Source organism: Arthrobacter sp. 01N444 (assembly GCF_056399305.1).
Genome location: NZ_JBFTRB010000024.1, coordinates 1 through 19,082 on the forward strand (window position 1 = coordinate 1; position 19,082 = coordinate 19,082).

The 19,082-nt window shown below is 67.8% G+C and carries 18 protein-coding genes; 10 read left to right on the forward strand and 8 right to left on the reverse strand.

The annotated features are described in order from the left end of the window. From AC1DKN_RS19795 to AC1DKN_RS19810, 4 genes are all read left to right on the forward strand, one after another. Nucleotides 1–543, forward strand: a 543-nt coding sequence (locus tag AC1DKN_RS19795) for a thiolase family protein (RefSeq protein ID WP_476872270.1), incomplete at its 5' end; no start/stop codon positions are given. An 18-nt stretch (nucleotides 544–561) separates the two neighbouring features. Next, entirely contained in the window at nucleotides 562–1,221 is a 660-nt protein-coding gene (locus AC1DKN_RS19800) for a 3-oxoacid CoA-transferase subunit A (RefSeq protein ID WP_229993600.1), read from the forward strand. Between the two features lies 1 nt (nucleotide 1,222). Further along, nucleotides 1,223–1,930 carry a 3-oxoacid CoA-transferase subunit B gene (locus tag AC1DKN_RS19805; RefSeq protein WP_476872271.1) on the forward strand — a complete coding sequence of 236 codons (708 nt, stop codon included), beginning with the start codon at nucleotides 1,223–1,225 and terminating at the stop codon, nucleotides 1,928–1,930. A gap of 62 nt (nucleotides 1,931–1,992) precedes the next feature. Beyond that, the gene (locus AC1DKN_RS19810; protein ID WP_476872272.1) at nucleotides 1,993–2,799 is read left to right on the forward strand and encodes an IclR family transcriptional regulator domain-containing protein; all 807 of its coding nucleotides are present in this window, start codon (nucleotides 1,993–1,995) and stop codon (nucleotides 2,797–2,799) included. An 80-nt stretch (nucleotides 2,800–2,879) separates the two neighbouring features. Here AC1DKN_RS19810 and AC1DKN_RS19815 read toward each other — a convergent pair whose 3' ends face one another. Continuing rightward, nucleotides 2,880–3,116, reverse strand: coding sequence for a hypothetical protein (locus tag AC1DKN_RS19815; RefSeq protein ID WP_476851420.1), 237 nt, complete (start codon nucleotides 3,114–3,116; stop codon nucleotides 2,880–2,882). 172 nt (nucleotides 3,117–3,288) lie between these two features. Between AC1DKN_RS19815 and AC1DKN_RS19820 the strand changes: the two genes are divergently transcribed. Further along, nucleotides 3,289–4,248, forward strand: a complete 960-nt coding sequence (locus AC1DKN_RS19820; protein WP_476851421.1) for a diacylglycerol/lipid kinase family protein — start codon at nucleotides 3,289–3,291, stop codon at nucleotides 4,246–4,248. A gap of 63 nt (nucleotides 4,249–4,311) precedes the next feature. Here the strand turns inward: AC1DKN_RS19820 and AC1DKN_RS19825 are convergent, their stop codons facing one another. The 3 genes from AC1DKN_RS19825 to mscL all read right to left on the reverse strand — a co-directional run bounded on the left by AC1DKN_RS19825 (nucleotide 4,312) and on the right by mscL (nucleotide 6,508). Then, nucleotides 4,312–5,193, reverse strand: coding sequence for an ACT domain-containing protein (locus AC1DKN_RS19825; protein ID WP_476851422.1), 882 nt, complete (start codon nucleotides 5,191–5,193; stop codon nucleotides 4,312–4,314). Nucleotides 5,194–5,289: 96 nt separating this feature from the next. Then, the gene (locus tag AC1DKN_RS19830) at nucleotides 5,290–5,883 is read right to left on the reverse strand and encodes a DinB family protein (RefSeq protein WP_476872273.1); all 594 of its coding nucleotides are present in this window, start codon (nucleotides 5,881–5,883) and stop codon (nucleotides 5,290–5,292) included. Nucleotides 5,884–5,977: 94 nt separating this feature from the next. Further along, nucleotides 5,978–6,508: a large conductance mechanosensitive channel protein MscL gene (gene mscL, locus AC1DKN_RS19835; protein ID WP_476857685.1), complete on the reverse strand. Its 531-nt coding sequence runs from the start codon at nucleotides 6,506–6,508 to the stop codon at nucleotides 5,978–5,980. A 243-nt stretch (nucleotides 6,509–6,751) separates the two neighbouring features. Here mscL and AC1DKN_RS19840 point away from each other — a divergent pair, with 243 nt between their 5' ends. After that, nucleotides 6,752–7,834, forward strand: coding sequence for an FUSC family protein (locus AC1DKN_RS19840; RefSeq protein WP_476872274.1), 1,083 nt, complete (start codon nucleotides 6,752–6,754; stop codon nucleotides 7,832–7,834). A 13-nt stretch (nucleotides 7,835–7,847) separates the two neighbouring features. Here AC1DKN_RS19840 and AC1DKN_RS19845 read toward each other — a convergent pair whose 3' ends face one another. Continuing rightward, nucleotides 7,848–9,164, reverse strand: coding sequence for an MFS transporter (locus AC1DKN_RS19845; RefSeq protein ID WP_476872275.1), 1,317 nt, complete (start codon nucleotides 9,162–9,164; stop codon nucleotides 7,848–7,850). Nucleotides 9,165–9,297: 133 nt separating this feature from the next. On the opposite strand from AC1DKN_RS19845, the gene AC1DKN_RS19850 reads away from it, so the two are divergent. The 4 genes from AC1DKN_RS19850 (at nucleotide 9,298) to AC1DKN_RS19865 (ending at nucleotide 12,960) form a co-directional block, all read left to right on the forward strand. Continuing rightward, nucleotides 9,298–10,077 carry an IclR family transcriptional regulator gene (locus AC1DKN_RS19850; protein WP_476872301.1) on the forward strand — a complete coding sequence of 260 codons (780 nt, stop codon included), beginning with the start codon at nucleotides 9,298–9,300 and terminating at the stop codon, nucleotides 10,075–10,077. A 93-nt stretch (nucleotides 10,078–10,170) separates the two neighbouring features. Then, nucleotides 10,171–11,361 (forward strand): 4-hydroxybenzoate 3-monooxygenase, encoded by a 1,191-nt coding sequence (locus tag AC1DKN_RS19855; RefSeq protein WP_476872276.1) that lies wholly within the window; start codon nucleotides 10,171–10,173, stop codon nucleotides 11,359–11,361. A 109-nt stretch (nucleotides 11,362–11,470) separates the two neighbouring features. After that, nucleotides 11,471–11,863 carry a nuclear transport factor 2 family protein gene (locus AC1DKN_RS19860; protein WP_230008143.1) on the forward strand — a complete coding sequence of 131 codons (393 nt, stop codon included), beginning with the start codon at nucleotides 11,471–11,473 and terminating at the stop codon, nucleotides 11,861–11,863. Between the two features lie 44 nt (nucleotides 11,864–11,907). Beyond that, nucleotides 11,908–12,960: an FAD-dependent monooxygenase gene (locus tag AC1DKN_RS19865; protein WP_230008144.1), complete on the forward strand. Its 1,053-nt coding sequence runs from the start codon at nucleotides 11,908–11,910 to the stop codon at nucleotides 12,958–12,960. On the opposite strand, the gene AC1DKN_RS19870 is transcribed toward AC1DKN_RS19865, so the two are convergent. The 3 genes from AC1DKN_RS19870 to AC1DKN_RS19880 all read right to left on the reverse strand — a co-directional run bounded on the left by AC1DKN_RS19870 (nucleotide 12,899) and on the right by AC1DKN_RS19880 (nucleotide 18,930). Beyond that, nucleotides 12,899–13,333, reverse strand: coding sequence for an acyl-CoA thioesterase (locus tag AC1DKN_RS19870; protein WP_079555099.1), 435 nt, complete (start codon nucleotides 13,331–13,333; stop codon nucleotides 12,899–12,901). The two genes, AC1DKN_RS19865 and AC1DKN_RS19870, sit on opposite strands and share 62 nt — an antisense overlap. A 70-nt stretch (nucleotides 13,334–13,403) precedes the next feature. After that, nucleotides 13,404–13,907 (reverse strand): GNAT family N-acetyltransferase, encoded by a 504-nt coding sequence (locus AC1DKN_RS19875; protein WP_043436378.1) that lies wholly within the window; start codon nucleotides 13,905–13,907, stop codon nucleotides 13,404–13,406. Nucleotides 13,908–14,067: 160 nt separating this feature from the next. Then, nucleotides 14,068–18,930, reverse strand: coding sequence for an NAD-glutamate dehydrogenase (locus AC1DKN_RS19880; RefSeq protein ID WP_476872277.1), 4,863 nt, complete (start codon nucleotides 18,928–18,930; stop codon nucleotides 14,068–14,070). Nucleotides 18,931–19,082: the final 152 nt, after the last annotated feature.

A 19,082-nucleotide genomic window follows, 5' to 3' on the forward strand; every position in this document is an offset into this window, starting at 1 on the left:
CGTCCCGGGTCCTCGGCGGAGAAGCTCGCCGGGCTCAAGACCGTGTTCCGGACCGGGAACGGCACCGTCACGGCCGGGAACGCGTCCCCGCTCTCCGACGGCGCGTCCGCGGCGTGGCTGGGCAGTGAAAAGGCCGCCGGGATCCTGGGTCTGGAGCCTGTGGCCCGGATCGCCGGGCGCGGCGCGCACGCCAACGACCCGCAGTACTTCGGCTACGCCCCGGTCGAGGCCGCGAACAAGGCCCTCGCCAAGGCCGGGATCGGCTGGGACCAGGTCGGTGCCGTCGAACTGAACGAGGCGTTCGCCGCGCAGTCCCTGGCCTGCATCAACGCCTGGGGCATCGACGCGGGAATCGTGAACCGGCACGGCGGCGCGATCGCCATGGGCCACCCGCTCGGCGCCTCCGGCGGGCGGATCCTGGGCACCCTGGCCCGTTCACTGCAGGCCTCCGGGCAGCGCTGGGGCGTCGCCGCGATCTGCATCGGCGTCGGCCAGGGCCTCGCCGTCGTGCTCGAAAACGTAACTTCCCGCGATGCGGCATAGAGGACAGGGCAAAGAGAGATGCTGAATTTCATCGACACCGTCGGCGAGGCCGTCGCCGGCATCAAGGATGGCTCCACCGTGATGATCGGCGGCTTCGGCAACGCCGGGCAGCCGTTCGAGCTCATCGACGCGCTGCTGGAGTGCGGCGCCACCGGCCTGACCGTGGTGAACAACAACGCCGGCCAGGGCGACCAGGGCCTGGCGCTGCTGATCAAGGAAGGCCGGGTGAAGAAGATGATCTGCTCCTTCCCGCGGCAGTCCGACTCCTGGCATTTCGACGCGAAGTACCGCGCCGGCGAGGTTGAGCTCGAACTGGTCCCGCAGGGAAACCTCGCCGAGCGGATCCGTGCCGCCGGCGCCGGGATCGGCGGTTTCTTCACGCCCACCGGCTACGGCACCATGCTCGCCGAAGGCAAGGAAACCCGCTTCCTGGACGGCAAGTGGCAGGTGTTCGAGACCCCCATCCACGCCGACGTCGCCCTGATCAAGGCCCTCACGGCGGACGGCCGGGGCAATCTGGTCTACCGTAAAACCGCGCGGAACTTCGGCCCCATCATGGCCGCCGCCGCGAAACACACCATCGCCCAGGTGTCCGGGATCGTCCCGACCGGCGGACTGGACCCGGAAAACATCGTGACCCCCGGCATCTACGTCAACAGCATTGTGAAGGTGGCCTGAGATGAGCATCCCAACCAATGACCAGAGTCTGCGGACCGGCAACCAGGCTGATCTCCAGACGTCCGGCAAGCCGCTGGGCCGTGACGATCTCGCCCGCCTCGTGGCCCGCGACATCGTCCCCGGATCGTTCGTGAACCTCGGCATCGGCCAGCCCACCCTGGTCTCGAACTACCTCGAGCCGGAGCAGAACATCACGCTCCACACCGAGAACGGCATGCTCGGCATGGGCCCGGAGGCCACCGGGGACCAGATCGACGGCGACCTCATCAACGCAGGGAAGATCCCAGTGACCGAGCTGCCGGGGGCGTCCTACTTCCACCACGCTGACTCGTTCGCCATCATGCGCGGCGGACACCTGGACATCTGCGTCCTGGGCGCCTTCCAGGTTTCCGCCACCGGCGACCTCGCCAACTGGCACACCGGGGCCCCGGACGCGATCCCCGCCGTCGGCGGCGCCATGGACCTTGCCACCGGCGCCAAGGACGTCTTCGTCATGATGACGCTCCTGACCCGCGACGGCGCGTCCAAACTCGTGGAGACCTGCACGTATCCGCTCACCGGGATCGGCTGCGTGACCCGCGTCTACACCGACAAGGCCGTCTTCCTGACCGGACCCGACGGCGTCCAGGTGCGGGAGACCTTCGGCTGCACGCTCGAGGAACTCCAGGCCATGGTCCCGATGCCGCTCCGGGCGGCGGACCCAAGCTGACAGGCCTGCGGCCGGACAAGCTGTGGGCACCGCTAAAGTGATGCGGGACCGAGAGGCGGAAAATGACTGAGCCAGCCAAGAGCGGCGGCGCGCCCGCGGCCAGCGACCAGTACGTGCAGTCGCTGGCGCGCGGGCTCGCCGTGATCCGTGCCTTCGACACGGAACACCCCAAGATGACGCTGACCGAGGTGGCGGCCCGGACCGAGCTGACCCGGGCCACCGCCCGGCGGTTCCTGCACACGCTCGCGGAGCTGGGCTATGTCCGCACGGACGGCAAGATCTTCGCCCTGACTGCCAAAGTGCTGCAGCTCGGCTACGCCTACCTGTCCGGGCTCTCCCTGCCGCAGCTCGCCCAGCCGCATCTGGAAGAGCTCTCCCTCGAACTGGGGGAGTCGACGTCGGCCGCGGTGCTCGAAGGCACCGACATCGCCTACATCGCCCGGGTGTCCACCCGGCGGATCATGACGGTCGGCATCACGGTGGGCACCCGCTTCCCCGCCTACGCCACGTCCATGGGCAGGGTGCTGCTCGCGGCCCTCCCAACGGCGAAGCTGGAAGAGTACCTCGCGGCCGCCGAGATCCGGCCCCTGACTCCCGGAGCCATCGGAACGCGGGCCGCCCTCCTGGCGGAACTGGATACTGTTCGCGCCCAGGGCTGGTGCCTGCTGAACCAGGAGCTGGAGCTGGGCCTGATGTCCATCGCGGCGCCCGTCCACGACGGGCCGAAAGTCGTGGCGGCCATCAACGTCTCGCTGCAGGCCCAGACGGTATCCGCGCAGCCCGAACCGGACGCCTACCTCAAGGCCGTGCGTGAGGCGGCGCTGGCCACGGCGGAAATTATCTCCGAGGACCTGACCTCGGGCCGGTGAACCGCGTTTCAGACGTCTGGGAAGGGGTACGTCTGGAAAGAAGTACGTCCGGGAAGGGGTACGTCCTGGGAAGAGAACCGTCAGGCAGCGGGATCCGGGATGGGCTCTGTCGAAACCGTGATCGTCACGCCACCGGGTTCGTCACCGATTTTCAAGTGCAGGTCCCTGCCCACCAGCAAGGCATGGATGTCTTCGCTGCCTCCGGGCGCGATCTGCTCGGCCAGCCGTGTGAGCGCCAGTGCCATCGCCCGGCCCCAGTCGTGCGGATCGACGCTGGATGATTCTGCCGTCGCTGAGTAATTCTCTGTTTCAGTCATCTGCCCCCGCTTTCGGCGTCCGGAGCGCAGCCTCCGGCACATCACGAAGTCCAGTCTAGTGAGCCTGCGGAGCGCACGTCCACGATTCGCGCCAGCCCTGCGCAGGTTACGCGGGCACTGCGGCTAGGATTTTAGTTCGGGAACCCTCCGCCGAATTGCCCCTAAGGACGCCATGACAGAGAACAGCACCGCGACGTCGGAGACCCTGGAAACCGCGGACAATACAGCGTCCCGGCGCGCCGCCGTGGTTATCAACCCCATGAAGTCTCCCGGTGAGAGCTTCCGCGCCTCCTTCTTCCGCCTGTGCGAGACCCAGGGCTGGGCGGAGCCACTGTGGCTGGAAACCACGAAGGAGGACACCGGGCTGGGCCAGGCCCGCGAGGCGCTGGAGGCCGGAGTCGACGTCGTAATCGCCGCAGGCGGCGACGGAACGGTCCGCTGCGTGGCGGAAGTCCTCGCAGGCACCGGAACGCCGATGGGCCTGGTGCCCCTGGGGACCGGGAACTTGCTGGCCCGCAATCTCGGCATCGACATCACCGACCCCGTGGCGGCCAGCTACGACGTCCTGAGCGGCACGGACACCAAGGTGGACGTAGTGAAAGCCACGCTGGACCACGCCGAGACGGAATCCACCTTCCTGGTGATGGCCGGACTTGGCTACGACGCTGCGATCATGGCCAACACCGTCGACGAACTCAAGGACCGCGTGGGCTGGCTCGCGTACGTTGAGGCGGGCATCCGGCACCTGCCGGGCAAGCCCATCAGGGCGAAAATCAGCATGGACGGCGAGCACCCGGTACGGCGCCGCATCCGCAGCGTGATGGTGGGTAACTGCGGCAAGATCATGGGGGGCGTGGAGATCTTTCCCGACGCCAAGATCGACGACGGCATCCTGGACGTCGTGATTTTGGCCCCCATCGGCCGGTTCGGCTGGCTGGATGTGCTGGCCGGCGTCTTCGGCCGGAGGAACGCCAAGAACGCGTCGGTGGAATACTTCGCTGGAAAGTCAGCCGAGATCGAACTCGCCCACGAGCAGGAATTCCAGCTCGACGGCGACCCGCTCGGCAAGGCCAAGCACCTCAAGGTCACGGTCGAGCAGGATGCCCTCACCATCCGGATGACAGGCATCTGACCCCGCGCCAACCACCGGCCGGCTATTTCACCGGCCAGCCGGGCCACCGGCCGGCCGTGCCGGCTAACGCGCCGCCGGCCGGTGCGCCAGGATCTCCGCGAGTTCGGCCAAACGGTGCGCGCGGGCGGATTCGGCAGGCGTAAACGGCTCGCCGGGCCGGGAAAACGTGATGGGCCCGTGCCACGCCGTAGGGATTTTCAGGACCGTCCCGTCACCGCCCGTCTGGGGTGGGCCCTCGGTGTTGCCGGCGGCCGGTCCGGGGATGATCCGTGCCCGCAGCAGTTCCGCGACAGCCAGCGGCAGCTCCTCCGGGCTGGCGGCGATCCGGGCGGCCAGGCTCAGTGCGCCGGTTTGCCCGTCGGCCATGGCCAGGGCGGTGGTCGGCCAGACGTGCGGGTCCGCTCCGCCGCCGGCCCGCAGCGCCCGGAGCAGCTCGGCTTCGCGGACTTCGCCCGGGGCCGAGAGCACAAACTCGTCCAGCACACCGCCGGCCACGGGGTGAACATGAATGCTGAGGATGTTCGTGTTCAGCGCGGCCAGGGCCTGCGTCAGTTTCTGCAGCGACCCGGGCTTGTCTTTCAGGACGGTCCGCGCCCGCCACAGGGCGGGTGCGGCGTCGAGCCGTTTGCGGTGCCGCAGGGCCGGGGCATGCAGCCAGCCCCTGAGCATCCGGGCCGCCGAGGGCTCGGCCACCCAGATCACCAGGATGGTCGCGGTCAGGGTCAGCACCAGGACCTTGGCAACGTAGGGCAGGTGGGTTTCCACCACCGCCGCGTGCACCAGCAGTTCGATCGGGAGCATCACGGCGACATTGGCCAGGGTCAGCCGTGCCTTGGTCGGTTCGGGCATCTGGCCGCACACTTCGCAGCTCAACTCGGAGGTGGCCGGGGACTGGGCTTTGCCGGTGGTTTTGGCAGGGTTTTTGCCTGCGGAGGTGCGCGTCATGCTCCCATGATCCCGGCCGGCTGTTTCGGCACGGTTGCCGCCGGGTGACGGTTTCGCGCCGGGACCGGGACCGGGCCAGGCCAGGTGATCGTGCTGTTACAGGCCCGGTCCACCCTCCGGGCCGCGCAGGAGCAGGTGGCGGTGGGCGTAAAGGTCGCGGAGCAGGGCGACCTCGGCCAGGTGGTGGATCATCTCACGGTTGATGTGCAGGATCAGTGCTGCCATGGGGGCATCGGCGTACGGGCCTTCGGCCGGCCCGCAGGGTGCCGCCAAACCCGATTCGTGGAGGCCCTTCACGCCGTGGATCCACCGGCCGTAGTAGGCGTCCAGCTGGGCCAGCGCCCCGGCCGCGGTGCCGGGGTAGGCGAAGCTCTGGTAGTCCACCGGTGGGCCGCCAAAGTGCGATGCCGTGCGTGCGCCGAGGACGCCGACCAGAATGTGGCACAGGCGCCACGCAATGGTTGTCACCGGAGCAGGAACGGGCTCCGGGTAGCTGAAATCTATGGTGAATTCGCCCGAACCCGGCGCGGCCGGGGGTGTTGAGGCGTCTTTGCGGCGGACATTCCAGCCCGGTACCGGCTCCCAAAAGTACTCGTGGTCAGTCAACCCCTCCAGCCGCGGCCGGGCCTGATTGGCAAAATGCCAGTCCAGTTGGTCCACCAGCTCGTGGTTCCAACTAAGGTCCGGCATGGTGTTCCTCCTTGGCAGCCAAGCTCGCGCGGCGGGGCCCCTACATCAAAGCACTCCGGTCCGGCCGCCCGCCAGAGGGCCCGGCAAGGACGGGTCAGACGTGAGTTCGGCTTGCGGTTCCGGCCGGCTCGGACGAGTGTGCCTTCCCGTCTGGGTACTCCCCGTCCCGGTGTTCCCCGTCCGGGTGTTCCCCGACGCGGGCGCGGGTGGCGGCGGAGTCCGGGCCGGCCAGATTGGCCAGCAGGTCGCGGATCTCGGCCAGCAGCGCGGTGTCGGCCGGGATCGGTTTCTCCTCGGGCTCGGCTGCCTTGAGCCGGTTCTTGACCATTCGGTTGATCCGGTTCATGGGGGCCACGAAAATGAAGTACACCACCGCGGCGGTGATGAGGAAGGTCAGGAAGGCCGTCACCACGGCGCCGATGTTGACGAAGGTCTTGTCGTTGCCAGGCCAGACGTAGAAGCCCAGGCCGTGGGTCTCGACTCCGCCGGCGGCAGCCAGGATCGGGTTGACGATGTTTGCGGTGAACGCGCTGACCAGGGCGGTGAAAGCGGTGCCGACCACGACGGCGATGGACAGTTCGATCACGTTGCCGCGCAGGATGAAATCCTTGAATCCTTTGAGCATGGGGAACCTCCGGTGTGCGTTGCGGGCTTGATTCAACCGATAGACGCTACCACTTCGCGGTGCAGCCGGCCGATCCCGATCAACGGATTCCGATGCCGCCGCCGCGCCGTTCCGGCGTAAACTCCCTCTTGGATGCCAGCGCCGCCGTCGTAACACTCCGGCTGTAACGAAAGGCGCCTGAACTCATGAACAAATGCGTGAGAACCCGCCCATGAAGAGCTTTTTCGCTGTGAGGCCGGCGCTGTGAAGGTGTTCGCCGAGATGTTCACCATCGCGCCGGGCAACAAGGACCACCAGGTTGCCTTCCGCTGCGCCGTGGGAGTCTTTGTTCCGCTGATCACGCTGGTGCTGCTGGACCGCCTGGATCTGGCAATCTTCGCTTCCTTCGGCGCCTTCACCGGCATCTACGGCCGCAACGAGCCGCACGCCAGGCGTCTGACCCTGCAGGTCCGCGGCGGCGGGCTGATGCTGCTGGTGATGTTCCTGGCCGCCCTCACCGCGCGGGTGGACGCCCTGGCCGGGCTGTCGGCGGCAGGCACCACCTGGGTCCTCGTGGTGGCCACCACCGTGATCGCGTGGGGCTGCTCCCTGGTTGTCGCGTGGTGGCGCCTGCGCCCCTCCGGTTCGCTGTTCCATATCTTCGCGTTCGCGGCCATCGCGTCAATCCCCAACCAGCCGCCGCTGTGGCAGGCCATGCTGGTGGCCGTCGTCACGGTGGCCTTCTCCCTGCTGCTCGGCCTGTCCTCGCGGGTGGCCCGGAGCCACCGGACCCCGTGGGTGAATCCGAGACCGGCGGCCCTCACTCCGCGGGAGAAACGCGCCGCGTGGCATGAAAGCTGGGGTTACCTCGTGGCGGCAGGCCTGGCGGGAACGCTGGGAACCCTGGCCGGGGAATGGCTGGGCATTGGCCACAACTACTGGGCGATGGTGGCCGCCGTCGTTCCGCTGGTGGGCCACACCACCCGGCACCGCGTCAGCCGCGGCCTGCAGCGAATCGCGGGCACAGCCCTGGGGCTGGTGCTGCTCGCCGGCATCCTGCTCCTGCAGCCGACGCCCTGGCAGACGGTGCTGGTCATTGCCGCGTGCCAGTTCGGCGCCGAGATGTTCATCGCGCGCCAGTACATGCTGGCGCAGGTTTTCGTCACGCCGCTGGCCCTGACCTCGACGCTTCTCGTGGCGCCCGTGCCGCCCGGCCTCCTGCTCCGCGACAGAATCGTCGAGACCATCATCGGCGCCGCCGTCGGCATCGCCGTCGTGCTGGCGCCCGGCGCGTGGCGCAAACTCAGGGGCCGCCGCGAGGCGCGGACCCCGGAGCGCTTCTCCTAGGCGCGCCTGACGGCTACGAGTGCCCGACGCTGGCGCCGGCGCGGGACACTGCCGGGACGGTCTGCGGGACGAAGGCGAGGGCGAGGACCGCCAGGACCGCGGCGGCGGCGAAAACATAGAAGCCCCACGGGTAGGCGATGCCGGCGGCCACCAGCGCGCCGGTGACGGCCGGGCCCATAATTGCCCCCAGCCGGCCCACGCCGGCGGCGAAGCCCAGGGCGGTGCCGCGCAGGCGGACGGGGAAGAGCTGGGTGACCCAGGCGTAGACCAGAACCTGGGAGCTGAAGACGAACACGCCGGTGACGAAGACGGCGGCATAGAGCACCACTTCGTTCTGGATCTGGATGCTGAGCGCGGCCAGGAACACGGCGGAGAGGCCAAACCAGAGCAGGACGATCTTCTTGGTCCCGTGCCGGTCGGCCAGGACGCCGGCGATCAGCAGGCCCACCACGGCGCCCACGTTCAGGACCAGGAGCAAGGCGAGGCCGGCGTTCAGGCTGTAACCGGCGGAGGCCATGAGCTGCGGCAGCCAGGTGTTCAGGCCGTAGACCAGCAGCAACCCCATGAAGGACGCCACGGCCACACCGGCTGCTATCAGCGGGTAGGGCTTTCGGCCCAAATCCCGGAAGCTGGCGCGTTCTTCCGCGGGCGCCGCCGCGGCCTGCGCGCGGGCCTGGCTGCCGGCCGGGGAGGCGCCGGCCGGGGACTTGGCGGCCGCAGGGATGTGGTGGACCGGCGGGAGGGTCTCCGGAAGCTTGAACCACAGGAAGGGGACCAGGGCGAAGCCGGCCAGGCCGCCGGCCACGAACATGGTCCGCCAGCTTGGAATGACCATGAGGGCCAGGAACGCGGTGGCCACGGCGCCGACGTGGTACCCGGTCATGGTCCGGGTGGTGGACTTTCCGGCCGTTCCGGCGGGTGCGTAGTCGTTCATGTACGCCAGCGCGGCGGGCAGGCAGGCGCCCAGGCCGAGGCCCGCCAGCAGCCGGAACGTGCTGAACCACGCAACGTTGGGTGCGAAGACGACGGCGATCGTAAAGAGGGAGAACCACGCCACGCAGGCCACCAGCAGGTTCCGCCGGCCAAAGCGGTCCGAGAGCGGGGCGATGAAGAGCGCGCCGAGCCCCACACCCACCAGGGAGACGGTTGCGGCGAACGTCGCCCCAACGGCGTCGAAGCCAAGTTCCTGCGACTTGATGAGGGTCGGGATGACCGTGCCGAGCACCACCAGGTCAAAGCCGTCCAGCACCATGGCCAGCCAGCAGAGCCACACGGGCCACCGTGATTTCTCCCCCGATGACGACGACTTGTCCAATGACGACGTTGACATTGTTACCTCAGCGCTAGTGTTTAGGTGATTCCGTGCCCCGGCCGGCGTTCGCGGGGCCTCTTTCCATTGTGAGAGTTGTATCACCGCGCCGTGTTGCATGGGACACTTAAAACCATTCAACGGAAGGGATATGGTGGCCAACTCGAACTCCGGCGACTCGGTGGTGGACCGGGTCCTGCGGTTGATTGCCGCGTTCCCTGAAGGCGTCACGGCGCTGCCGCTCTCGGAGCTTGCCGCGAGGGCGGAGCTCCCCCTGACCACCGCGCACAGACTCGTCCGGCAGTTGGCCGGGCATGGCCTGCTCGACGTCGGCCCCGGCGGCTCCGTCAGCCTGGGCCTGCGGCTCTGGGAGCTCGCCAACCGCAATTCCCCCACGCTCGAACTCCGCCAGGCAGCCCTGCCCTTCATGGAGGACATCCAGCAGGTGCTGCATCAAAACGTGAACCTCGCGGTGCTGGACGGGCGGGAAGCGCTCTTTGTGGAGCGGCTGTCCCGCCGCGGCTCCGTCGCCAACCGGGCGCAGGTGGCCGGCCGGATGCCCGTGCACGTGTCCTCCGCCGGGCTGGTGCTCATGGCCAACCAGCCCCGCCCCGTCCAGGCCGAGTACCTCGAGGGATTCAGTGATCCGACCGGCCGGCTGGCACTGGAGGATCTCCGCGCCCTCCTTGGCGAGGCCGCCCATCGGGGCTATGCCCAGCTGGCCGGCGTCGTGGACCCTGACACGTGGGGGATCGCGGTTCCGGTGCTGGACCGCAGGAAGCACGCTGTGGCGGCCCTCGGCGTCGTTGTTCCCCTTCGCGAGGTGCGCCTGCAGGCGCTTGTTCCCGCCCTCCAGACGGCGGCGCGGGGGATCGGACGGCGGCTGGGAGAGCCCCGCGAGAATCCAGTATTCCATTCAGCGGAATCCATGTAACGCGCATCACCCCCGGGGGAGCACACTGTTAGCCGGAAGACGAAAACGGCCCCGGCCCCGACCGCCCGGACCCCGCAACGAAGCGAGACTCACATGGCACAGCGAAAAGTCATCACCACCCAGGTAGCCATCATCGGGGCCGGCCCGGCCGGACTCATGCTGTCCCACCTGCTGGCCAAGGCCGGCATCGAATCCACCGTGCTGGAGATCCGCAGCCACCAGGAGATCTCCGAGACGGTCCGTGCCGGCATCCTTGAGCACGGCTCGGTTAACATGCTCGTCGACAGCGGCGTCTCCGACCGCGTGCTGCGTGACGGCGACCGGCACGACGGAATCGAACTGCGTTTCAACGGCGAAAGCCACCGGATCGACTTCCAGGACCTCGTCGGGGAATCGGTGTGGCTGTACCCGCAAACGGACGTGTTCCTGGACCTCGCCGCACGCCGGAAGGCCGACGGCGGCGATGTCCGCTACGGCGTCACGGACACCACCATCCACGACATCGAAGCCAAGCCCAAGGTCTGGTTCACGGGCGCGGACGGCGTCGAGTACGAGCTCCAGGCCGACTTCATCGCCGGCGCGGACGGCTCGCGCAGCCACTGCCGGTTCCAGATTCCCGAGGCGCACCGCAAGTGGTACTTCCACGAGTACCCCTTCGCCTGGTTCGGCATCCTGGCCGAGGCGCCGCGCAGCTCCGACGAGCTGATCTACGCCAACTCGGAGAACGGCTTCGCCCTGATCAGCCAGCGCACGGAGACGGTCCAGCGGATGTACTTCCAGTGCGACCCCAACGAGGACGTCAACAACTGGGATGAGGACCGCATCTGGGACGCCTTCCGCAGCCGCGTCAACGGCAACGGCTTCGAGGTCAAGGAAGGGCCCGTGATCGACAAGACGGTCCTGAAATTCCGCAGCTTTGTCCACGCCCCCATGCGGCACGGCAACCTGTTCCTCGCCGGGGACGCCGCGCACACGGTGCCGCCCACCGGGGCCAAGGGCCTGAACCTGGCGCTGCATGACGTCAAGGTCCTCTTCGAGGGATTCGACAGCTTCTACGCCACCGGCTCCGCCGCGCTCCTGGACGCCTACAGCGACCGCGCCCTGAACAGGGTGTGGAAGGCCCAGCAGTTCTCCTACTGGATGACTTCCATGCTGCACACCCCGGCCGGCGCCGATGATTTCTCCCGCGCCCGCCAGCTTGGCGAGCTCCAGTCCGTGGTGTCCTCCCGCCACGGCAGCGCCTACCTCGCGGAGGCCTACACCGGCTGGCCGGGGGCCCGCTAGACCGGCGGCCCGGCGGGGCTCATATTTTCCGTCGACAGGCACCGGGGCCAGGACTAGCCTTGAACCGTCCCAGCACGACCCGACAAGGACGATGGAGAGGTGTCCGATCATGGGAACCGAAGAGAATGTTGAACTGGTCCGGCGGGGTTACACGGCCTTCAACGCAGGGGATATGGCGACCCTCAGCGACCTGTTCGCGGAGGACGCAGTCTGGCACGTTGCCGGAAGCGGCGTGCTATCCGGAACCAAACAGGGCCGCGACGCGATTCTGGCGTACTTCGGTGAACTGGGCGCGCGCACCCAAGGTCACTTCCAAGCCAACGTCGAGGACATCGTCGGCGGGGAAAACCACACGGTCGCGATCCAGCAAACCCACGGGGAAGCCAACGGCAAAACCCTGGACATGCCTACCGTCATCACGTTCGTGGTTCGCGACGGACAGATCGCGGAAGGGCGGGAGTTCTTCGAGGACACGGCCAAGGCAGACGACTTCTGGACCTGACCGAACAACCGCATGATCGGCCCCGCCCGCAGGCTGTTTCCATCATCGGCGGCGGCATCGCCGGGCTGGCTCTTGCAGCCCGGCTGGATCCCGCGCGTTTCGAGGTCACGGTCACAGAACAGCGGTGCGGGCTCCCGACCGTGGGGACATCCTTGGCCATGTGGCCCGCGGCCCAGCGCGCCCTCGGCGATTTGGGCATCCTGGACGCCGTCAGGGAGGCCAGCCCGGTGATCGACGGCATGACCGTCCGGGCGGCCTCCGGCAGGGCATGGACATCAGCGCAGGCGACGGGGCTGATCGGCGTCTCCCGGGTTGATCTCGTCCGGCTCCTCGACGGTGCAGTCCCGGCCAGCGTGCGCCGGGTGTCCGGCCGCCTCGACGTCGTCCGTCCCGGTCCTGCCGGCCTCGTGGTGGGCGCTGACGGTGTCCACAGCGCGGTGCGCCGCAGCTGCTGGGGTGCCCGCTCCGGTGCCCGGTACACCCGCTACCTCGCGGTCCGCGGCGTGGTTCCCGGATCGCTGTGGCGGGGGCACACGGGCGAATACTGGGGCCGCGGGCAGCTCTTCGGGATTGGTCCCGCGGCGGCCGGGACCAACTGGTACGCGGCGTTCCGCTCCGGGGCGGGACACGGAAGCCTCGACGTCGCCGCGGTCCTCGCGGAAACCCGCGCCCGCTACGCAGGCTACGCCCCGGGCATCCGCGACGTCCTGGCCGCTGCGGAACCGGAAACAACCCTGGTGCAGCGGATCTGGACGACGCCGCCGCTTGGCAGCTATGTCCGCGCCCGGGTGGCACTGCTCGGGGATGCCGCCCACGCGATGACACCCAACCTTGGCCGGGGTGCCTGCGAGGCGCTGGTCGATGCCGTGACCCTCGCGGCGCTGCTCAATACCCGGCCCGTGGACGAGGCGCTGGGCGCCTACAACCGTGCGCGCCACCTCCGCACGCAGGCGTTGCGGTGGGCGTCGTCGGCCGTGATGCGGCTGGCCCTGGCGGAGCGGGGCCAGCCTGTGCGGGACGCGCTGCTGGGCTTGGCTAGTCCTGGTCCAGGGTCTCGGTCAGATGGTGCGTTGGAATCCGGTCCCGGTCGTAGGTGATCTCGGTATAGCCGTGCGGCTCTGGCTTACCGGACGGGCTCAGGTTCACGAAGACGATCTCATCAATGGTGAGGATGCTGCGGCGCGTGATCATGTTCCGGACTTCGGCCCGCATGGTCAGCGATGTCCGGCCGAAACGGGTCGCGGTCAGGCCCATTTCGATCAGGTCGCCCTGGACCGCGGAGCTGACGAAGTTGATTTCGGAGATGTATTTGGTGACGGCCCGGCCGTTGCCCAGCTGCAGGATGGCGTAGATGGCCGCCTCCTCGTCGATCCACTTCAGCAGGCTCCCGCCGAACAGGGTGCCGTTGGCGTTGAGGTCCTCGGGCCGCACCCATTTGCGGGTACGGAAGGTGATGTCGGCCGATTCCATAGTGCGAGGTTAGCCGACTCCGTGACCGGCGGCGTTGTGTGACGCAGCCGGCCCGGGGAGGCGCGCGGCCTCACGCCATGGCGGTGTGCGCGGCGCTGTGCGAATCGATCGGCTTCGCGTAGCAGTACGAGTGCACCAGGCCGACATAAGGCCCAAAGTTCGGCACGGAAACGAAGCCCGAGTTCTCGTAGAACTGCCGGCCGTCGGTCTGCACCGAGCCGGCCTCCGCAGTCAGGGTGGTGATTCCCAGCGCGTGGGCGTGGGCTTCGAGGGCCGCGAGGATGGAGCTCGCCACTCCTGAGCCACGGGTGTAGGGCAGTACGTAGAGGCGTTTGATTTCAGCGGTGGTGGCGTCCAGCATGCGAAGGCCGCCGCAGCCCACCGGCTGGCCCGAGGCTTTGTCGTGCGCCACCAGGAACACCGCCGTGTCCGCTTCCGACGGCGGCGGGCCGGGTTCGTGGTCGGGCCGGCCGAAGCGGGCCTCGAGTTCCGCCTGCTGGGCTGCCCTCAGGTCCGCTCCGACGGGGTTCGCCCAAGTGACCTGACGGATGTTGAGCCGCGGGTTGGTCTGCATCACTGCCTCGATTCGCCGAAGTGTTATGCAGTCCAAGGCTAGGCACCAGCGGTTTCGGCTGTGTTTCCTGCCGGTAAGCGTCGCGAGAACTGTGGGCGGATGGCAGTGCAGTTGCGGCTTCCGGCTCGACTTTCCGGGTCGACGTGGCGACGGCCACAGCCTAGCGGCGCACCAGTGTCCGCAGGAGTTTCAGCGCCACGGAGATCGAGGCGATATCCACTTGGCCCGGTTTGGTCACTTCCGCGAAGGTGTCCTTGATCCGTGCCAGCTGCTCCTGGTGCCCGCGTTCCCAGGCCACGATGCGCTCCACGGCATCGGACGTGCCGGCGTCGGTGGCATTCAGGCCCTGGGTTGTCGCCATTACCGAGACGGTCATGTCGGCTACGGCGGAATACACATCGTCGCGCAGGGCTGCCCGCGCGAGAGACTCCCAGCGGCTCTGCCGGGGCAGGTCGGTGATGCTGAGCAGTAGGTTCGCGGCGCCGATGCGCTGGAACACCGCGTAGTACAGGTCAGCAATAGTGGGGATGGGTTCGCGCACCTGCTCGGAGATCAGGGAGATGTCCAGCAACCCGAAACTCTCCAACAGGTCCGAGGCGCGCAGGCCCAGCTCCCGGGGCATCCCCACGGCGGCCCAGTGCGCGAGTCTGTCTTCCACGCGGTCCAGGTCGGAGCCGCGGAGGTAGTCCAATGTTCGGGTCCGCAGCAGTTCCAGGGTGGGCATGATCCTGTCCACGGCCGCGGCCACGGGCTGGTCGCGATGGTCATGCGTCACGTACCATCGCGTGGCCCGGTCGAGGATCCGGCGCATGTGCAGCGTCGCCTCGGCGACGTGTTCGGTGGGATATCCGGCGGGGAGTGCGGCCAGCCGGGTGACGATCCACGGCAGGTCGTAGGCCTCGCGCGCCACCACAAAGGCCCTGGCAACGGCGGCGGCGGTGGCAGTGGTTTCCTCGATGGCACGGAAGGCGAAGGTGATTCCGCCGAGATTGATCATGTCGTTGGCCACCACTGTGCACACGATCTGGCGGCGCAGCGGGTGGTCCGCCAGCTCTGCTTCAAAGCGTTCGGACAGCTGGCGTGGAAAATAGCCGCGGAGCACGCGCCGGAACCACGGGTCATCGGCAAGGTCGCTGGCGGTGAGCTCCGCTGCCAGTTCGATCTTTGCGTAGGCGGCCAGCACCGACAGTTCCGGCGCGGTCAGGCCCTCACCTGACCGCAGCCGTTCCCTGAGTTGTTCGTTGCTTGGCAGGCCCTCCAGCTTGCGGTCAAGGTCCGTGGCGTTCTCGAGCCAGTCCATGGTCCGTTCGAAGCCCGGGCTCCATTCCCGCACCAGGTGCCGGTCGTTGAAGAGCAGGACATTCTGGTCCGCGTTGTTGGCCAGCACAAGGCGGGCCACCTCGTCCGTGAGGGAATGCAGGAAGCCGGCGCGTTCCGGCGACGGCATCTTTCCCGCCGCGATCATCCGGTCCACGAAGATCTTGATGTTTACTTCATGATCAGAGCAGTCCACGCCGGCTGAATTATCGATGGCGTCGGTATTGAGCAGGACGCCTGCCAAGGCGGCCTCGATCCGCCCGAGCTGCGTGATTCCGAGGTTCCCGCCCTCGGCGATGATCTTCGCCCGCACCTCATTGCCGTTGACCCTGACGGGGTCGTTCGCCTTGTCGCCAACCCCGGTGTTGGCCTCTGATGAGGCCTTGATGTAAGTTCCGATGCCGCCGTTGTACAGCAGGTCCACGGGCGCCCGGAGGATGGCCTGAAGCAGAGCGTGTGGCGGCAGGGACACGGTGCCCGGCTCCAGGCCCAGAGAGCTCCTGACCTGTTCAGTGATGCCGATGGACTTGGCCCGGCGGGAATGGACACCACCGCCCCCGCTGATCAGTGCTGGATCGTAGTCCGCCCAAGATGAGCGGGGGAGGGCAAAGAGCCGCCGCCGTTCCTCGAACGAGGCCCCCGCATCCGGCGCCGGGTCAAGAAAGATGTGGCGGTGATCGAAAGCCGCCACCAGCCGGATGTGGCGGGAGAGGAGCATCCCGTTCCCAAAGACGTCGCCGCCCATATCGCCGATGCCGGCAACTGTGAAGTCCTCTGCCTGGCAGTCCATCCCGAGTTCGCGGAAATGCTGTTTCACCGATTCCCAGGCCCCGCGGGCCGTGATGCCCATCTGCTTATGGTCATAGCCCACGGTCCCGCCGGACGCGAAGGCATCGCCCAGCCAGAAGCCGTACTCCGCTGCCACCGCGTTCGCAGCGTCGGAAAATGACGCTGTTCCCTTGTCCGCCGCCACCACGAGGTAATAGTCGTCGACGTCGTGCCGCACCACTCGCGCCGGAGGCACCACTGTTTCGCCGTGGGCGGTGGTGACCAGGTTGTCGGTGATGTCCAGCAGCCCGCGGACGAAGGTCCGGTAGCATTCCAGGCCCTCCGTCAGCCAGGCGTCGCGGTCCATGGCCGGGTCCGGCAACTGTTTGGGATAGAAACCGCCCTTGGCGCCGGTTGGCACTATCACCGAGTTCTTCACGTTCTGCGCCTTGACCAGGCCAAGGACCTCGGTGCGGAAATCCTCGCTCCGGTCGGACCAGCGCAGCCCGCCCCGGGCCAGTGCCCCGAAGCGCAGGTGGACGCCTTCCACGCGGGGCGAGTACACCCAGATTTCATATTTGGGACGGGGAAGCGGGGCACCCGCGATCGCGGAAGGGTTCAGTTTGAAACTCAGGTGGGGCTTCGCCTGGAAGTAGTTAGTGCGGAGCGTGGATTCCACCAGGTTCATGAAGGTGCGCAACAGCCGGTCGGCGTCGAGGACGGGAATGTCGTCGATCGCGGCCAGCAGATCCCTCCGAGCCGCGTCGGTGTCCCCGAACCGGCGTGCCGCCTCCAGCTCGGGATCGAACTTGGCCCTGAACAATGCCAGGAGCGCGTGGGTAGCCCGGACATTGACCAGCAGCGTATCGGCCATGAAGCCGTAGGAGGTCGTTGTGCCCAATTGCTGCAGGTACTTGGCATAGCTGCGCAGGATTGCCGCCTGGCGCCACTCGATGCCCTCCCGGAGGACGAGGCCGTCAAAGCGGTCCGATTCTGAGTCCCCACGCATGGCAGCTCCGAAGGCATCCCCCAGCAGCCCGCTGGTGCGGGACGGATCCACGCCGGCCGGGTAGCGGACGCCAAGGTCATAGAGGAACAAGGCCCGGTCCCTCCCGCGCACCACATCGAAGGGCCGTTGGTTCAGCACCTCCAGTCCGAGGTTGTGGAAGAACGGCAGGATCCGCGTCAGGCTGTGGGCGGTGGTCAGGTAAAGCCGGATCCGTGCGTCTTCGGCCAGCGTCGGGGAGGCGTCGGTGCGGACATAAACGGCCAGCTGAGGATCGTTCAGCGGTCGCCCGCCCGTGCCGTCGAGATCGAACCGCTCGAACGTATTGATGTCCTCGACCGCGTCCTCGACCTCGAAATCAGCCCGGTAGCTGGCCGGGAAGGCGGCGGACCACAGCGCCGACAACCGGCTGGCCTCCGCCGACGGCAACCTGTCACGGAGCGCTTCGTCCAGGCCCTGGGCCCAGGTCCGCGTTGCGCTGACAATGCTCCGCTCCACTTCAGCGGGATCGACGTCGGGCATCCCGCCGGCGGGCAACAGTATCCGGAAGAACACGCGGGCCATCGGGGATTCACTAAGCCTGACTTCGAACTCGAGCGAGGAGGACCCGAAAGCCTGTTTAAGCTCGTGTTCAATCCGGAGGCGGACGGCCGTGCTGTACCTGGGCCGGGGGAGGAACACCAGCGCGGTCATGAAGCGCCCGTAGCTGTCAGCGCGCAGGAACACCCGTGTCTGGTGGTGGGCCTGCAGGCGCAGAATCTCTCGGGCAAGCCCGGAAAGTTCATCCAGGTCCCGGTGGAACAGCTCGTCCAGGGGGAAGGACTCGAGGACCGTGAGGAGCTGCTTGCCAGGGTGGGAGGCCTCGGTAAAGCCGAAGCGCTCCTGGATGGCGCGTACCTTGTCCCGGATGACCGGGATGCGCCGCACGGACCGGCCCGTGGCACCCGGGGCGAAAAGGCCCACAAACCTGACTTCTCCCGTGGCCTCCCCGGCGCTGCCGAAGGTCCGGACGAGGATTTCATCCAAGTAGGCCGGGCGGGGGACGGATGATCTCAGATCCGAAATGGAGATGGTGAGGACCTGCGAATGGGGCAGCCCCGTAACAGGCTGGCGGGCCTCCGGCCGCCCGTCCCTGAGCAGGCCCAGCCCCGCGCCGGGCAGCAACGACACAACATCCGGGCCCTCCGCCGTCGAGTATTCATATTCGCTGTATCCCAGAAACATGAAGTTGCCGCGGTCCAGCCAGCCCAGAAGCTCACCGAGCTGCTCCGGAGCCGGAGCCGGAACCGTGCCGGCGGGCAGCAGGTCCAGGGAGTTGATGGTGCGGGCGAGACGGGCGTGGATGGCTGGGGTGTCATCCGCGACCAACTGGACGTCCGCCAGGACACGCCGCACGTTGGCGGTGAGCTCCACAATGGCCCGTGACCCCGGCAGGCGGCCTATCTCTGCCGCCACCCACGTTTCGGATCTCCACCCCGGCGGGTCCTGAACGGTGCCGGCCGCTGCGGCGCCCGGGACGCCAGCAATTGGGCCCGTCGGTCCGGACTGCGAGGACCCATGCCGTACTTCCACCAACCGATCAGTCCGCGGATCCCGCCGCACCAGAAAATTGGGATGCACCAGTAACCGAATGGACTCGTTTTGGCGGGCCAGCTCCGCAGTAAGCGAATGGATCAGGTGCGGAATGGCGTCGGCAACCACCAGCAGGACGCTGGCGTCGCTTTCGTTCAGGATGTCGACGGCCGCCGTGCCTGCCGGACGGCCGTCCGCTAGTTCCGCATGGTGCCTGGAGCGCTGCTCCAGGTTTTCTGGACTGTAGCCTTGGAGGTCCTCCGGCGCAGCGTGCTCGTAGTACGCCGCGAGGAACTGGTCATCGAAGCCAGGGAAAACGTGGCCGGGCGCATGCCCCGGGTGTACCGATTTGCGTGACATGCCCCTGCGCCTCCACTGCGCGGGCTCAACCGCATGCCGCGGCCGACCATCCTGTCCCCACGCCTGTCTTCATCATCGCCGCGTTCCCGTGAGCAGTCCAGACCCGGTACGCCCCGCCGGGACGGCCTGTACGCCCGCCGGGGACGGACCGG

Bases quoted from the DNA above. Each gene is read 5' to 3' on its own strand.
- AC1DKN_RS19800 (WP_229993600.1), top strand. From the start codon at position 562: ATGCTGAATTTCATCGACACCGTCGGCGAGGCCGTCGCCGGCATCAAG.
- AC1DKN_RS19805 (WP_476872271.1), top strand. From the start codon at position 1,223: ATGAGCATCCCAACCAATGACCAGAGTCTGCGGACCGGCAACCAGGCT.
- AC1DKN_RS19810 (WP_476872272.1), top strand. From the start codon at position 1,993: ATGACTGAGCCAGCCAAGAGCGGCGGCGCGCCCGCGGCCAGCGACCAG.
- AC1DKN_RS19815 (WP_476851420.1), bottom strand. From the start codon at position 3,116: ATGACTGAAACAGAGAATTACTCAGCGACGGCAGAATCATCCAGCGTC.
- AC1DKN_RS19820 (WP_476851421.1), top strand. From the start codon at position 3,289: ATGACAGAGAACAGCACCGCGACGTCGGAGACCCTGGAAACCGCGGAC.
- AC1DKN_RS19825 (WP_476851422.1), bottom strand. From the start codon at position 5,193: ATGACGCGCACCTCCGCAGGCAAAAACCCTGCCAAAACCACCGGCAAA.
- AC1DKN_RS19830 (WP_476872273.1), bottom strand. From the start codon at position 5,883: ATGCCGGACCTTAGTTGGAACCACGAGCTGGTGGACCAACTGGACTGG.
- mscL (WP_476857685.1), bottom strand. From the start codon at position 6,508: ATGCTCAAAGGATTCAAGGATTTCATCCTGCGCGGCAACGTGATCGAA.
- AC1DKN_RS19845 (WP_476872275.1), bottom strand. From the start codon at position 9,164: ATGTCAACGTCGTCATTGGACAAGTCGTCGTCATCGGGGGAGAAATCA.
- AC1DKN_RS19855 (WP_476872276.1), top strand. From the start codon at position 10,171: ATGGCACAGCGAAAAGTCATCACCACCCAGGTAGCCATCATCGGGGCC.
- AC1DKN_RS19860 (WP_230008143.1), top strand. From the start codon at position 11,471: ATGGGAACCGAAGAGAATGTTGAACTGGTCCGGCGGGGTTACACGGCC.
- AC1DKN_RS19870 (WP_079555099.1), bottom strand. From the start codon at position 13,333: ATGGAATCGGCCGACATCACCTTCCGTACCCGCAAATGGGTGCGGCCC.
- AC1DKN_RS19875 (WP_043436378.1), bottom strand. From the start codon at position 13,907: ATGCAGACCAACCCGCGGCTCAACATCCGTCAGGTCACTTGGGCGAAC.
- AC1DKN_RS19880 (WP_476872277.1), bottom strand. From the start codon at position 18,930: ATGTCACGCAAATCGGTACACCCGGGGCATGCGCCCGGCCACGTTTTC.